The 12,835-nt window shown below is 72.2% G+C and carries 10 protein-coding genes; all 10 read left to right on the forward strand.

Annotated elements, in window-relative coordinates; genetic code table 11:
• Positions 1-181 precede the first annotated feature (181 nt).
• The 10 genes from ACIQAC_RS35035 to glf all read left to right on the forward strand — a co-directional run bounded on the left by ACIQAC_RS35035 (position 182) and on the right by glf (position 12,825).
• On the forward strand, positions 182-1,135 hold the full coding sequence (locus tag ACIQAC_RS35035; protein WP_402198459.1) for a glycosyltransferase: 954 nt from the start codon (positions 182-184) through the stop codon (positions 1,133-1,135).
• Positions 1,132-3,072, forward strand: a complete 1,941-nt coding sequence (locus tag ACIQAC_RS35040; RefSeq protein WP_402198462.1) for an ABC transporter ATP-binding protein — start codon at positions 1,132-1,134, stop codon at positions 3,070-3,072. The genes ACIQAC_RS35035 and ACIQAC_RS35040 overlap by 4 nt, the downstream gene beginning before the upstream one ends.
• On the forward strand, positions 3,069-4,868 hold the full coding sequence (locus ACIQAC_RS35045; RefSeq protein ID WP_402198463.1) for an ABC transporter ATP-binding protein: 1,800 nt from the start codon (positions 3,069-3,071) through the stop codon (positions 4,866-4,868). Before ACIQAC_RS35040 ends, ACIQAC_RS35045 begins: the two co-directional genes overlap by 4 nt.
• Positions 4,869-5,002: 134 nt before the next feature.
• Positions 5,003-6,220 carry an IS701 family transposase gene (locus ACIQAC_RS35050; protein WP_402198466.1) on the forward strand — a complete coding sequence of 406 codons (1,218 nt, stop codon included), beginning with the start codon at positions 5,003-5,005 and terminating at the stop codon, positions 6,218-6,220.
• 313 nt (positions 6,221-6,533) lie between these two features.
• Positions 6,534-7,529, forward strand: a complete 996-nt coding sequence (locus ACIQAC_RS35055) for a diiron oxygenase (protein WP_402198468.1) — start codon at positions 6,534-6,536, stop codon at positions 7,527-7,529.
• The gene (gene dcd, locus ACIQAC_RS35060) at positions 7,526-8,053 is read left to right on the forward strand and encodes a dCTP deaminase (RefSeq protein ID WP_402198470.1); all 528 of its coding nucleotides are present in this window, start codon (positions 7,526-7,528) and stop codon (positions 8,051-8,053) included. Before ACIQAC_RS35055 ends, dcd begins: the two co-directional genes overlap by 4 nt.
• Positions 8,050-8,574 (forward strand): dCTP deaminase domain-containing protein, encoded by a 525-nt coding sequence (locus ACIQAC_RS35065; protein ID WP_402198472.1) that lies wholly within the window; start codon positions 8,050-8,052, stop codon positions 8,572-8,574. Before dcd ends, ACIQAC_RS35065 begins: the two co-directional genes overlap by 4 nt.
• Positions 8,571-9,695 (forward strand): glycosyltransferase family 4 protein, encoded by a 1,125-nt coding sequence (locus tag ACIQAC_RS35070; protein ID WP_402198474.1) that lies wholly within the window; start codon positions 8,571-8,573, stop codon positions 9,693-9,695. The genes ACIQAC_RS35065 and ACIQAC_RS35070 overlap by 4 nt, the downstream gene beginning before the upstream one ends.
• Positions 9,680-11,623 (forward strand): glycosyltransferase, encoded by a 1,944-nt coding sequence (locus ACIQAC_RS35075; RefSeq protein WP_402198476.1) that lies wholly within the window; start codon positions 9,680-9,682, stop codon positions 11,621-11,623. The genes ACIQAC_RS35070 and ACIQAC_RS35075 overlap by 16 nt, the downstream gene beginning before the upstream one ends.
• On the forward strand, positions 11,620-12,825 hold the full coding sequence (gene glf / locus ACIQAC_RS35080) for a UDP-galactopyranose mutase (RefSeq protein WP_402198478.1): 1,206 nt from the start codon (positions 11,620-11,622) through the stop codon (positions 12,823-12,825). The genes ACIQAC_RS35075 and glf overlap by 4 nt, the downstream gene beginning before the upstream one ends.
• Positions 12,826-12,835 lie beyond the last annotated feature (10 nt).

A 12,835-nucleotide genomic window follows, 5' to 3' on the forward strand; every position in this document is an offset into this window, starting at 1 on the left:
GCCGGGGGGGCGGGCCGCGGTGGGGCGGGGCGCCGCTCGTGCCGACCTGACAGTTCCCCGGCCGGCGGCCTCGTCAACGCGCGCCCGGCCGCGCCACGATCGCTGTGGCCGTACCCGCCCGGCGCGGGATCCGCGGCCGGGCCCCGACCGACCATCCGACGCCCGCCTCGAAGGGACCACCGTGCGCCGCCAACCCAAGTGCACTGTCATCATTCCCACCTACAACCGAGCCCGGCTTCTCGGCTACACGCTCCAGTCACTGGTCCTCCAGGCGCTGCACCCCGACCGGTTCGAGGTGATCGTCGTGGACGACGGGTCCTCGGACGAGACGGCCACCGTCGTCGAGGAGTTCCGTGACGTATTGCAGTTGCAGTACTTCTTCCAGCCCGACGAGGGCTTCCGGGCGGCGACGGCCCGCAACGTGGGCATCCATCACGCCCGCGCCGACGTGTGTGTGTTCGTCGACTCGGGGATGCTGCTGCACGCCGACTTCCTGAACCGGCATCTCGCCCAGCACACCGCCGGCCGGCCCGTCGCCGTGGTCGGCTACAACTACGGGCACCGCCAGGACGCCGCCGAGACGTGGGAGTTGCAGGACGAGCTCGACGTGCGGGATCCGACCGCCACCATCACCCGGCTCGCCCAGCAGCCGCAGTGGCAGGACATCCGTGAGCCGTTCTACGCCAAGTACGGCGACGAGTTCCATCATCTTCCCGCCCCCTGGGTGGTGTTCTGGGCGGGCAACATCTCCGTGCCCACCGAGCAGCTGCATGTGGTCGGCATGTTCGACGAGGGCTTTCGCAGCTGGGGCGGCGAGGACCTGGACCTGGGCTACCGCCTGCACCGCGAGGGTGTGCCCATCGTGCTGAGCCGGCAGGCGACCGCGGTGCATCTGCCGCACGACAAGAGCGGGGACGCCAACGAGCAGTCCGCGGGCGGCAACTACCGGTACATGGCGGCCAAGTACGCCACCCCCATCACCCGGCTGCTGCCGCTGTTCCCGGCCATCAACCCGTTCACCATGAACGACTGGATCACCGATCTGGCACTGCCCTCGTGCGAGGAGTACCTCGGCCGCGACGTCATCTCGGGCATCAAGGCCGCCATCGCGATGACGCAGGGCAGTTCGCGGTGACCCAGCGGATCTCCCTGCTCCGCGACCGGCTCACCGGCCGGCTCACCGACCGGCTGCTGGTACTGCGGCTGCTCCCGCTGGCGGGCCCGTGGGGCGCCGGCGGCCTGGCCCTGCTCCACCTGCTGCTGGGCGTGCTGCCGGTCTCCTTCGTCCTGGCCAACAGCAAGGTGCTGGGCGAGGTGCAGAGCGCGGCGGCGGACGGCAACAGCGGCGCCTGGTCCGGTGTGGCCGCCGCCTTCCTCGTGGCCGGCGCGGTGTTCGTCCTCCAGCAGCTGCTGGCCCCCCTGGCGGTGTGCATCGGCGATCACCTGGCGCGCAGGGTCGACGGCCAGGTCTTCCACGCTCTGATGCTCGCCGCCATGAGCAGCCCGGGTATCGCCCCTCTGGAGGACCAGCGGGTCCTGGGCAGCCTCAAGGTCGCCGCCGGCGAGCTGGAGTCCGGGGTGCAGAGCCCGGGCCAGGCCGCGTCCGGGCTGCTCGCGCTGATCGCCCGCTACACCCAGCTGGCGGGCTATGTGCTGCTGGTGGGCCTGCTCTTCTCCTGGCCCGGCGCGGTCCTGCTGTTCTCCGCCGTGCTGGTCTTCCGCCACGGGCAGAGCGGAGGCATGCGCCGCTACGCGCGCGAGCGCCGCGACCTGGAGGGTGCCGAACGGGAGACGGACTACCTGCGCCGGCTGGCGGTCCAGGACCGGGCGGGCAAGGAGATCCGGGTCTTCGGCCTGGTCGACTGGCTCTCCGCACGGCTGGAGAGAACCACCCGGGCCTTTCTGAGCACCATGTGGGCGGCCCGGCGGCGGGTGTACCTGATGCCCTTCGTCCGCTACACCGCGTACGGGCTGGCCGTGATGGCGGGCGTGCTCGCGCTGCTCGGCGCGCGCGCCGCCGACCAGCTGTCGCTGGCCGCGTTCGCCGTGGTCGTGCAGTGCGCGGTGGCGGCCGTGCGGCTCGGTGAGTACTACCCCGAGTCCGACCTCCAGCTGGCGACCGGGGTGGAGGCCTACCGGGCACTGGGCCGCTTCCGCGCCGACCTGGCGGTGGCCGCGCCCGCCGGCGAAACCCTGCCCGGCCGTGCGCACCGCGGGGCGGTGACCGTCCCCGAACCGCGCGGGACGATCCGCTTCGAGAACGTCACCTTCGCCTACCCCGGCCGGTCCCGGCCGGTCTTCGAGGACCTGGACCTGACCCTCACGATCGGCCGCTCCACCGCTCTGGTGGGGGTCAACGGGGCCGGCAAGACCACCCTCATCAAGCTGCTGACCCGTCTGTACGAGCCGACCCGCGGACGCATCACCCTGGACGGCACGGACATCCGCGCCTTCCCGGTGGACGCCTGGCGCGCCCGGCTGGGGGTCGTCTTCCAGGACTACCTGCGCCACGAGGCCACGGCCCGCGAGAACATCGCCTTCGGCGCCAACGAGCACGCCGGTGACGAGGACGGCATCCGTGCCGCCGTCACCGCCGTGGGCCTGGACACCATGCTGGCCGCTCTGCCCGGCGGCCTGGACACACCACTGGCACGGCACATGAGCGGGGGCACGGATCTCTCGGGCGGCCAGTGGCAGCGCCTCGCGCTGGCCCGGGTGCTGTTCGCGCTGCGGCACGGCGCCCGGGTGCTGGTCCTGGACGAGCCGACCGCGAGCCTGGACGTGCGGGCCGAGGCCGGCTTCTACCAGGAGTTCGCCCGGCTCACCGCGGGCGCGACCAGCCTGCTGATCTCCCACCGGTTCGCCACCGTGCGCCACACCGACCAGATCGTGGTGCTCGAACAGGGCAGGGTCCTCGAACAGGGCAGCCACGAGGTGCTGATGCGGCTCGGCGGCCGCTACGCCGAGTTGTTCACGCTTCAGGCCGAGAGCCTGATGGGCACCGCAGACACGACGGACACCACGGACACCACGGACACGGCGGACACGACCGTCGCGGAGGCAGCGCTATGAAGCAGGTCGTCCATGGTTCGTTGGGCATCCTGGCCGCCGTGTGGCGCATCGACCGGGTCCGCACGGCGGGCGCCCTGCTGCTGATGCTCGGCGGTGCGGGTGCCGCGCCGCTGCTGGCGTGGGCACTGAAGTGGATGACGGACGCCGTCACCGGCAACGACCCGTCGTCGGCCGCCGTGGCCGGCGCCGCCGTCGCCGCGCTCGCGCTCGTCGCCCTCACCTTCTCCCACTTCGCCCACCTCGCCTACTTCGAGCTGGCCGAACTGGCCGAGGTGGAGTTCGACCGCAGACTCGTCGCCCTGTCGAACGGCACCCGCGGCATCGAGCACCACGAGGACTCCGCGCAGGCCGACGTGCTGACGGTGCTCCAGCAGGAGGGCCGGCGCATCCGGGTGGGCGTGGAGTCACTGCTCAACCTTCTCGGTCTGGGCCTCGCGATCGTCCTGACGGCGGTCCTGCTGGCCTCGGTGGATCCGCTGCTGCTGCTGCTCCCCCTGGCCGCGCTGCCTCCGCTGCTGACCGGCCGGCTCGCCGAGGCCACACTGGACCGGGCCCGCACCGACGCCGCCGAGGACCAGCGCCTGGCCCTCAACCTGTTCCGCACCTGCACCTCCGCCACCTCCGGCGGTGAGCTGCGCACCTTCCGCCTGCGCGACACGATGCTGGCCCGCCACCAGCAGCGCTGGGGCTCGGCCAGCCGGATCCTGTGGCGTGCCCAGCTGCGGGGCACCGCGATCCGGGTGGCGGGCCAGCTCGTCTTCGCCTCCTGCTACGTCGGTGCCGTACTCCTGGTCGTACGCCAGGCCGCGCTGGGCCAGCGCGGCGTCAGCGACGTCATCCTGGTGATCGCTCTGGCGGGCCAGGTGAGCGTCCAGGTGAGCAGCGCCGTCGCACTGATGCAGAACCTCCAGCGCATGCTGGCCTCCTACCGCCACATGGACGCGCTCGACCGTGAACTCACCGAGCCGGCCGCCGACGGACCCGAGCCGCCGGCACGTCTGCGGTCCGGGATCACCTTCGAGGAGGTGACCTTCGCGTACCCGCACGGCGAGCAGCCGGTACTGGACCGGGTCGACCTCACCCTGCCGGCCGGCAGCACCGTCGCCGTCGTCGGCGAGAACGGGTCGGGCAAGACCACACTGGTCAAGCTGCTGTGCGGTTTCCACCGGCCCACCGCCGGCCGCATCCTGGTCGACGGGACGGACCTCGCGGCCATCCCGGCCGCACGCTGGCGTGCACGGCTGTCGGCCGCGTTCCAGGACTTCGTACGCTACGAGTTCACCGTCCAGGAGGCCGTCGGTGTCGGTGATCTCGGCCGGATGGCCGACGAGGCGGCCGTGGGCGAGGCCGTGGAACGGGCCGGAGCCGCCTCCGTGGTACGGCAACTGCCCCGCCGTCTGGCCTCGTTCCTCGGCCGGAGCTACACCGACGGCGCCGAACTGTCCGGCGGGCAGTGGCAGCGCCTGGCGCTGGCCCGTGGCCTGCTGCGCGAACAGCCGCTGCTGCTGATCCTGGACGAGCCCGCCTCGGCGCTGGACCCGGAGGCCGAACACGCCCTGTTCGGCCGCCAGCTGGAACAGGCACGCAAGGTGGCCGCGTCCTGCGGCGGCATCACCTTGTTCGTGTCGCACCGGTTCTCCACGGTCCGTTCCGCCGACCTGATCGTCGTCGTCAAGGACGGAGCCGTGCTCGAGACCGGCGGCCATGCCGAACTGGTGCGGGCCGGCGGCCTGTACCAGGAACTCTTCGAAATCCAGTCGCAGGCCTACCGCAAGGTCGAACCGGCCGGGAACTAGGGGTTGCCGAAAGCCAGGAAAGGGGGGTGCAGGGCGATGCGCCGCTCCGGGAGCCGGACCTAGATTCGTCCGATTATGAAGAATCTCCGCTGTTCCTCGATCCCGAGCGAAACCCCTCGAGGGGACGAGCGCTGATGAGTAATCCCGGAATCAATTCTTTCCCGCCCGCACAGGCTCTGGACGGAGTGCGTTTCTCGCGCGGCGCCGGCCCCGCTTTCGAGGAGTTCTGCGACCGCGTCCTGGCGTCGCTGCCGCGCAGCGACCAACGGCGTTACGGACGGCAGTACCTGGGCGGCCTGCTCCAGGTCGAAGGACGCAAGTCCAGCCGCAACCTGTCGACGCTGAACGGCCGCCACCCCGACGAACAGCGGCTGCACCACTTCGTCAACGCCTCCTCGTGGCAGTGGGAACCGGTACGCCGGGCGGCCGCCTCGTATCTGCTCACGGCCGCCCCGCCGGTCGCCTGGGTGATCGGCTCCCTGCACATACGCAAGTACGGGCGCCACGCGGCCGGGGTGGAGCGGCGCTACGTGCCCGGCCTGGGCCAGACCATCAACGCGCAGCTGGCGCTGGGGCTGTGGGCGTCGAGCGTGAACCTCCTGGTCCCCGTCGACTGGACGCTGGTGCTGTCGCGGCACTGGCTGGAGGACCCGGTACGGCGCGCGCGGGTGGCGATCCCGCCGCATCTGACCTGGAGCCCGCTGGTGGACAGCGTGGCGCACAGTGCGCTGCACCCGCTGCAAGCCTGGAACCTGCCCGCGCTGCCCGTCGTGGTGGACGCCCGGGAGCTGGACGTGGAGCTCCTGGCCGGGCACTTCCAACGCGCGGCGTTCCCGGTGCTGATGAGGATCGGCGAGCACCAGCGGCTCACGGTCACCGACCCGGCGCTGCGCGGTGTCTGTCCGCCGAATCTTCCCGTCCACCGGATCCTGCACGTCTTCCGGCACGGCCGGCGTCTCATCGGCTGGCCGCCGGGGGCCCGCCTCGCCGCGCCGCAGACCGGCCTGGAGGCGTCGGTGCGGGTGCGGCTGGGCTCCGGGGCGCCGCAGGGGTCGGCCGACGAGGGGGGCGAGTACCTGCTGGTCGCGGGCGGCAGACGGGGGCACGGGTGGCCGTCCGAACTGTGGCTGACGGATATGACCGCGATGCCGCCGAGCCTGATCCTGCGGATGGGCACGGCACTGCAACGGGTGTCCCAGGAGGCGGCGCTGACCGGCGACTACGTGGGGCTGCGTGACTTCTCCGGGCGTTCCTACGCGGGCTGGCACCGGCACATGACCCTGGTGTCCGCCGCCTTCGCCGCCGCCGCGCTCGGCCGCCCGTACTTCGCCCGCCAGGAACCGGCGGCGTAGGCGCGGGTGGGGGCGAGGGTGGGGGCGCTCCCCCGCGGGCGCCGGGCGCGGGCCGGCTCGGTGAGCGGTGTGCGCCCGCTCTCCCCGAACGGGCGGTCCAGGGGGTCCGCGCACCCCTTTCTGGGGATACGCCGGCCGCATGTCCGGGTCGGCCAATAGGGGTTGATGCCCCCTGACCCCTCACCCATAGTTCAGTCCAGGACGCAGGAAGCAAGGGGCGGAATTCCGGCGTTCTTTCCCTCCTCCGTGAACCCCGCACGCGCAAATTTTCCGGATGCGGAATTGCGCGCGGCCCGCATCCGAAAGAGGACCGATGACTTCGTTGACAGCCCCGGAAATGAACGGCTCTCCCGCCGGACCGGAGGAGTCCTCCATCGGCCCGACGACCCTGCGTCGTCTCGCCGCCGCCTGGCCGCGGCGCGCGACGATACGCACCGACATGGCGACCCTGCACGACCACGAACGCTACGACCCCGCGCTCCTGGACTACCCGCAGCATCTGCTGCCCTTCGCCGAACACCCCGACTTCCTGGCCGCCTCCGAGGACCAGCGCCGGCTGGTGAACACCCTGGGCTGGCTCGCCTACAACGAGCGGGTCATCGCGGCCGAGGAACACGTGGCCAACCCCACCTTCGCGATGCTCGCCCACGGCGACCTGCCCGGCGCCGAGTCCTTCGAGGCGAAGGAGGCCGTGCAGCAGGCCCACATCGACGAGACCTGGCACACGTACATGCACATGCTGGCCGTCCAGCGCACCCGCGAGGCGCGCGACATCCCCGGCGAACCCGCCTACGTACACCCCGTCACCAACCGCACGCTCTACCGGCTGTGCGACGAGAGCGGGGACCGCCAACAGCGCAACCTGCTCTTCCTGCTGTGGACCGCGGTCGGCGAGATCAGTGTGAACGCCTACCTGGACCTGCTGGCCCGGGACCGGACGATCCAGCCGCTGCACGCACACATCAACCACCTGCACGCACGCGACGAGGCCGCACACGGCCCCGTACTCCTGGAGCTGATGAAGGAGATCTTCCCCCGCCTCGACCAAAGCAGCCGCGACTTCGTGATCCGGATGCTGCCCGACGCGATCCTCGCCTTCGGCGCGGAGGACTACGAGTTGTGGCCGCAGGTGCTGCGCGCCTCGGGCATCGGCCGCGTGGACGACATCATCGGGGACACCCGCTCCCTGCCCGGCAGCGAACTGCTCGTCACCGACTTCTCCGGCGTCGCCAGGCTCTGCCGGGAACTCGGCATCGAGGACCGGGTGGAGTTCGACTTCACCACACTCACCGCCGGGCGGCAGGAATGATCCTCACCGGCCCCGAGATCACCGCCGGCGCCGGCGACGGACGCATCGCGATCTCCCCGTTCCGCCCCGAACAGGTCAACCCGAACAGCTACAACGTCACCCTCGGACCGAGCCTGCTGATCTACACCGGCCACGTCATCGACGCACACCGCCCCAACGCGACCCACACGCACCGCATCGAGGAGGACGGCTACGTCCTGCGCCCCGGCGAGCTCTACCTGGGCCACACCGTGGAGAGCGTCGGCTCCGACACCTACGTGCCCCTGCTCTTCGGGCGGTCCTCGGTCGGACGCCTCGGGCTCTTCGTGGAGATCACCGCCCCCATCGGGGACATCGGCTTCCACGGGCAGTGGACCCTCATGCTCTCCGCGGTCCGCCCGCTGCGGGTCTACGCCGGCATGAAGATCGGCCAGGTGATGTTCTTCGCCTCCTCCGGCGACATCACCCTGTACGCGGGCAAGTACCAGCAGGCCGCGGGGCCCCAGGAATCGCGGTACTGGCACGACGTGATGGTCGCCTCGTGATCCTCACCGGGGCCGCCATCAAGCAGGCCGTGCGCAGCAACGACATCGTCATCGAGCCGTTCGACCCGGACCGGGTCTCGCCCAACGCCTACGACTGGCGCCTGGGCGACCAGATCAAGGTCTGCCACGGCACGCTGGACGCGGCCGTCCCCGGCGACTTCGAGGAGTGCACCATCCCCGAAGACGGCCTGGTGCTGCTCCCCGACCGCCTGTACCTGGGCGTGACGTACGAACGCACGAGTTCCGAGCGCTACGCCCAGCTCATCAACGGCGACCACAGCACGGGCAGTCTGGGCATCTGGGTCCACATCTCGGCGCCGCTCGGGCACGTCGGCCACGCGATCCGCTGGACCCTGGAGATCCGGGTGGCCCGTCCGGTGCGGGTCTACCCCCGGATGACCTTCGGCAAGATCGTCTTTCTGACCACACTCGGCGCCCGCACCAGCTACCAGCTGGCGGGCCGCAAGTACCGGGACACGGCCGGGGTCGGGCTGTCCCGGCTGCACGAGGAGCTGCGTTGAGGATCCTGACCGGCATCGACCTGCCCTGGGGCAGCCCCGGCGGCAGCATGGAGCTGCTGCGGGACCTCTACCTGGACCCGGCCGGGCCGCTGTCGGCGGACGTCTTCGCGTTCCCGGGCCGGGACGTCCGCGCGCTCCCCCGCGCGGACGTCCGCGGCGACCACCCGCCCGGCGTGCCGGGCCCGACCGTCCTCACCGTGCCCGGCAAGGAACTGCACGGGCCGCCGTTCTGGGCGTACGTGGACCGGCTGGCCGCCACCCTGCGCGAGCGCTTCGCCCCGGACGCCTACGCGGCCCTGCATCTACAGCATCTGGCGTTCGGCGCCACCCCGGCCCTGATCCGGGCCTTTGCCCGGCTGCCCGCTCTGGCCCTGGTCCACGGCACGGATCTGCTCATCGCCCGCGACCGGGCGACCCAGGCCGAAGTCCTGCGTGAGGCCGTGCGCCACGCCCGCACGGTCGTCGTGCCGACCACGGCGATGGCCGACGTGCTGCGCACGCTGACCCCCGACATGCCGTGCCGGACCGTACATGTCCCCTGGGGCGTTCCCGACGAACTGCTCAAGGCGCCGCTGCCGTCGCGCACCCCCGGGAGCACGGACCGTCTGCGGCTTCTGTACGCCGGGCGGCTGGACCCGCAAAAGGGCCTGGGCCCGCTGCTGAGCGCGCTGGAGCACGTACCCGGTGCGGAGTTGAGTGTGGCGGGTCCGCCGAGCGACCTCGCCGCGCTGGGCCCGGCCCTGTCCGGGCGGCTCACCGCGCTGGGCTGGCTGCCCCGGGCCGAGCTGTGGCGCACGTTCGCCGCACACGACGCGCTGGTCATGCCCTCGACCCGGCTGGAGGCCTTCGGCCTGGTGGCCGTCGAAGCCCAGGCCTGCGGGCTGCCCGTGCTCTACCAGCCGGTGCCCGGCCTCTCCCAGGCGCTGGGCGACTCCGCCCTGCCCGTGGACCTGCACGACGCGAAGGAGCTGGGCGCGGCCCTGGCCGAACTGCGCGCCGACCCCACGATTCTGACGCAGTTGCGTGCCGCGGGACGCCGCAACGCCGCGCGCTATCCGCTGTCGCGCACCGCCCGTCTGCTGCACCAGCTCACCGAGGAGATCGCGTGCGTGGCCCTGTGAACTCCCCCGCCCTGCCCGGCTCCCCGGCGGATCCGGTCCCGCTCACCGTGCAGAGCTGGCCCTTCACCGGGCCCGACGACGGTGTGCCGCAGGATCTGTACGCGGCCGTCCTGACCGGTTCGGTGCGGCGCTCGCGCGGCGCCCTGCACCTGGAGGAGGCCACCCATGTCACCGGGGACACCTACTTCGGGCGTTTCCCGGCCAGTTACTGGCAGCGCTGGACCGACGTCCGCCAGGTGCACGTCCGGCTCGCCGCCGAGGGGGCGGGCCTGGTCCGCCTGCTCGCCGGCGACGTGGACGGCGAGGCCCGGACCGTGGACACGGTCCGGGTGGACGGCACCCAGGACGTGCAGCTCACCGCCGCGCTGGACCGGTTCGTGGACGGCGGGCACCTGTGGCTGGACGCCCGGACCGGGCCGGGCGGGAGGCTGTCGCTGCGCGATGCGCGCTGGGACGCCGCGACGGGCCGCCCGGCCCGGCGCACCACCGCGGTCATCTGCACCACCGACCGCGTCCAGGACTGCCTGCGCACCCTGACGGCCATCGGCGAGGACCCGCGCCCGCGCGCGTTGCTGGCCGGTGTGACGGTGGTCGACCACGGGCACGACCGCGTCGACGCGCACCCCGGCTTCCCCCGGGTGGCGGCCCTCCTCGGCGGCCGGCTGCGCCACCTCGCCCAGCCCAACCTGGGCGGCGCCGGCGGATTCACCCGCGGACTGTACGAGACCCGGCGGGCGGCGGAAGCGGGCGGCGACGTGCTGTTCATGGACGACGACGTGGTCCTCGAACCGGATCTGATCCTGCGGATGGTCCAGTTCACCCGCTGCACCCACGCCCCGCTGATACTCGGCGGACAGATGCTCAACCTGCTGCATCCCAGCCGGCTGCACGCCGGCGCCGAGCACACCGATCTCGACGGGATCCGCCCCGGCGTACCCGCCCCGCACAGCGCGCACGCCCAGGACCTGATCACCCCCGCCCGGGACACCGGGCGCCCCGCCCGCCAGGACCGGCGGGTCGAGGCCGGATACAACGGCTGGTGGGCCTGTCTCGTCCCGGCGGACGTCGTGGACGCCATCGGCTACCCCCTGCCGCTGTTCTTCCAGGGCGACGACGCCGAGTTCAGCTACCGCGCCAAGGGGCACGGCTTCCCCACCGTCACACTGCCGGGCGCCGGACTGTGGCACACGGACTTCCCCTGGAAGGACGACGACGAGATCAACCGGTACTTCATCGTCCGCAACTACACCATCATCTCGGCGCTGCACGGCTCGTTCGACCGCGGGCGGCTGACGCGCGTCCTGGCCACCGAACTCCTCCAGTCGCTCCTCGGCCACCAGTACGGGCGGGCCGCGACCGTCCTCAGGGCCGTCGACGACTTCCTCCGGGGGCCGGCCGTCCTCGACGACGGCGGCGCCTCGACGCTGGTGGCGCTGCGCCGGCTGCGCGCCGCCTTCCCCGAGACCGTCTGCCAGGACTTCACCGCGCTCGCCGCACAGGGCCGGCACGACCTCGCCATCACCGTCGCGGGCCGTCCGCCGCGCTGGTGGCCGGCCGCGGGACTCGTACGGCTCGGCGCGGCACTGCTCGGCCGCCACCGGCACCGGACCGGCAGCGTGCCGCACGACGAGGCGCACTGGTGGCACATCGCACGGTTTCGTACCGCGGCGGTCACCGACGCCTCGCAGCGCGGGGTGCGGCTGCGCTCCTGGGACCGCGGCAAGCTGGCCGGCCTCGCCCGGCGCTCCCTCACCACACTGCTGCGGCTGTGGCTGCGGGGGCCGCGTGTGCGCGCGCAGTTCCGGGCCGCGCTGCCCCGGCTGTCGGCCCGGGAGAACTGGGACCGTATCTACGCGCTCGCGCCGGGCCCGGCAGCGGCGGCGTCCCCCTCGGCCCCGGCCGAGGACCACACACCGGCGCCCGTATGAGCGGCGGCCGCGTCCCGGGCGAGGGAGCCGACCTGGTGGTCGTCGGCTCGGGCCTGTTCGGGCTGACCGTCGCCGAACGCGTCGCGAGCCGGCTCGGCCGCCGCGTCACGGTCCTGGAGCGGCGCGAGCACCTCGGGGGCAACGCGTTCTCGGAGACCGACGGGGCCACCGGCATCGAAGTGCACCGCTACGGCTCGCACCTCTTCCACACCTCCCAGGCCCGCGTGTGGGAGTACGTGCGGCGCTTCGGCGAGTTCACCGACTACCAGCACCAGGTGTGGACCCACCACCAGGGCCGGATCTACCCCATGCCGATCAACCTGGGCACGATCTGCTCCTACTTCGGCCGGCACCTGAGCCCCGCGCAGGCCGCCCGCATGGTGGCCGAACAGGCCGCCGAGGCGACGGATCCCGACCGCAGCCTGGAGGACAGGGCGATCTCCCTGATCGGCCGCCCGCTCTACGAGGCGTTCATCCGGGGCTACACGCTCAAGCAGTGGCAGACCGACCCCCGCCGGCTGCCCGCCGAGATCATCTCCCGGCTGCCCGTGCGTTTCACGTTCAACTCCCGCTACTTCAACGACCGTTACGAGGGGCTCCCCAAGGACGGCTACGCGGCCTGGCTCACCGCCATGGCCGACCACCCGCTGATCGACGTCCGGCTCGGCACCGACTTCTTCGAGGTCCGCGACCACCTCCCGCCGGACGTCCCCCTCGTCTACACCGGGCCGATCGACCGCTACTTCGACTACTCCTGCGGACGGCTCGGATGGCGCACGCTCGACTTCGAACGCGAAGTCGTGCCCGTCGGCGACTTCCAGGGCACCGCCGTCGTCAACTACGCCGACCAGGACGCCCCGTACACGCGGATCCACGAGTTCCGCCACCTCCATCCCGAGCGGCCCTACCCGGCGGACCGCTCCGTGATCCTGCGCGAGTACTCCCGTATGGCGGGCCGGGACGACGAGCCCTACTACCCCGTCGCGACCGGCGAGGACCGCGCGAAGCTCGCGCGCTACCGCGAACTGGCCCGGCGCGAGAAGGACGTGGTCTTCGGCGGCCGGCTGGGCACCTACCAGTACCTCGACATGCATATGGCCATCGCCTCGGCCCTGACGGCCTTCGACAACCGCATCGCCCCGCACCTGCTGCACGGGGCGCCCCTGTCCCGCGACTTCCCCGGCCCGACCGTCCCCGCCTGACGCCACGAGA

Origin of the sequence: Streptomyces sp. NPDC088387 (genome assembly GCF_044753385.1) — a bacterium.
Lineage (GTDB): Bacteria > Actinomycetota > Actinomycetes > Streptomycetales > Streptomycetaceae > Streptomyces.